General features: G+C 38.2%; 3 protein-coding genes. All 3 read right to left on the reverse strand.

The features are described from left to right. Positions 1 to 512: tetratricopeptide repeat protein (locus LY08_RS13455; protein WP_394341196.1), on the reverse strand; the 512-nt coding region annotated here is incomplete at its 3' end. Positions 513 to 532: 20 nt separating this feature from the next. After that, positions 533 to 1,438 carry a PorP/SprF family type IX secretion system membrane protein gene (locus LY08_RS13460; RefSeq protein WP_111660950.1) on the reverse strand — a complete coding sequence of 302 codons (906 nt, stop codon included), beginning with the start codon at positions 1,436 to 1,438 and terminating at the stop codon, positions 533 to 535. Positions 1,439 to 1,466: 28 nt separating this feature from the next. Next, positions 1,467 to 1,958: gliding motility-associated C-terminal domain-containing protein (locus LY08_RS13465; protein WP_146603234.1), on the reverse strand; the 492-nt coding region annotated here is incomplete at its 5' end.

The raw sequence follows: 1,958 nt of genomic DNA on the forward strand, positions 1-1,958 counted from the left end.
GTAATGTATAGCTTCCCGTCTTGAAGGGTGCCTCCAAAGTCAGAATTAGTACTGTTAAGCTCTAAGCTTTGTACATTAAACTTTTTTCCTTTGTCTAGTATTTTTGATAAATAGTCTGGATTGGCTTTGTAGAGTACTGCACGCTCATCTGCTGGTCGCATGGCTGCAAATTTATCCATTTGCACGTTAGAGGCTGCATACTTCCCATTGGCTTTTAGCATCTCTGAGTACTTCCATAGGGTTTCTGGTTCTGCATTACCAGCCTCGATTGCTTTGGCATACCATTTCTCGGCTTCGATAGTACTAAAAATATTGTAGTTAGCTTCTGCTAATCTAGAATACACATAGGCACTACCTTCTCCTTTTTCTACAAGTTTGTTGTAGGCCTCAATAGCGTCTACAAATTGAAACTTAGCAAATAATTTATCGGCTCTTTTAGTCGCATTACTTTGAGCAATTACACTAGTACTGCTTAGTAGTATGGCGATTATAAATAGTTGTATTTTTTTCATTGTCTTGGTTAGCTTAAGGTTTAGAAATAACGTGGTGAACGTGATACTTTTCTTGGAAGGTTAATATCAAAATTAACAAAAATCTCATGTGAGGCATTGGTCACCACATCTAATTGAGATTGGACGCTGTCATACGCATAACCGATTCTTAAATTTGGTGCTACTAAAAAGTTAATCATCCCACTAAAAGAATCGTCCAAACGGTATCCTGCGCCTACTTCTACAAAGTCATACATAAACAGATTTAAATTGACATCAAAACTTAGTGGTGCATCAAATGCCACTTTTGTTAAAACGTGTGGTTTTAGCTTAAAGTTTTCTGATAAATCAAACACGTAACCCGCTGCTCCAAAAAAGTGCTGGGTCTCTGACCCTATTTTAAATCCATTAGCATCTAAATGCACCGAGTTTAAAATATTTGGCATCGAAGCTGAGATATAAAACTTACTTGGCTTATAAAAGTAAAGTCCTGCTCCAATATTAGGAGTAATCTCGTTTATGTTTTGTGAGAAAAACGGATCGTTAGGGTCTATTAAATCTAATCCGGTTAATCCAATGTCATGAAAGGTGGCTCCTGCTTTTAGTCCAAACGCTAGCTTTGTACTTGTTCCTACTGGTATGGTGTAGGAGAAGTCTATATAGGCATTGGTCTCGTTTACTGGACCAACTTCATCACTTATTAATGAGAAGCCTAATCCGACGTTTTTACCTACTGGCGAGTGGATGGCTAAGGTCCCTGTGGTTGGGGCACCTTCTAGTCCTACCCATTGACTTCTGTATAGGGCGCCTATAGCGACACCATCAAAAGAACCTGCGTAGGCTGGATTGACCACATTCATATTATACATGTACTGTGTGTACTGTGGATCTTGTTGGGCTTGTACACCTATAAACACTAGGAATACGATATATACTATTTTTTTCATCTGTTATCTTGTTGGTTTGCTAGTTAGTTTATCTATTTATATATACCCAAGCGGCTTTTGTTTTTGTTCCTTGATATTTCATGACATAGTAATAGGTACCTACTGGTAACATCTCTCCATCATTGGATTGACCTTCCCACTCCATAGAATAGTTTTCTTTAGAGTAAACTAAACGCCCATTACGGTTGTAAATCTCTAAGAGTTGTACATCATAACTACTTAAATCAAAATTGTCATTAAACCCATCGCCATTTGGTGAGATCCCTTGTGGAATAACACAGGTCTCTAATTCTGAGACAAACACATCTGTGGTGCTTGAACATCCTGTGTCATTAAAGGTAACCTCTATACTATAGGTTCCTTGGGTTAGTACTGTTGGTAAATCTAATCCGGTTTGACCAACTACTTCTACGCCTTCATTGTACCACTTGATACTTACCTCAGAAGTGGTATAGTTAACCGCTTCTGCACTAATGGTTATTGGTACTGTAGCGTTTGGACAAACCTCGTAAACTATTGA

The organism is Olleya aquimaris (genome assembly GCF_003259525.1).
Lineage (GTDB): Bacteria > Bacteroidota > Bacteroidia > Flavobacteriales > Flavobacteriaceae > Olleya > Olleya aquimaris.